Genomic DNA, 255 nt, shown 5'->3' on the forward strand with positions numbered 1-255 from the left:
TCATCGTCGACGAGTTTGATCGTATCGCGAATAAGAAGGGTATCGCTTCTCTCCTTAAGGCAATCGGACCTGAAAAGGTCACGTTCGCGATGGTAGGCGTGGCCAGTGACATCAACGAGCTGATTGCCGACCACGAGTCTGTGACGCGCCAGCTGGCGGATGGGAATATTCGCGTGACGCCAATGGATCGGCAAGACCTGGCAGAGATCATCAGCAGAGCAATGACAGCGCTTGAAAACAAGTACGCTTTTGAGC

The 255-nt window shown here is 53.3% G+C and carries 1 protein-coding gene; it reads left to right on the top strand.

Translation table 11 applies throughout. From position 1 onward, the window contains the following. Window positions 1–255: hypothetical protein (locus ACM03V_RS34540; protein ID WP_414625324.1), on the top strand; the 255-nt coding region annotated here is incomplete at both ends.

Origin of the sequence: Calothrix sp. CCY 0018, from assembly GCF_963920925.1 — a bacterium.
GTDB lineage: Bacteria > Cyanobacteriota > Cyanobacteriia > Cyanobacteriales > Nostocaceae > Rivularia.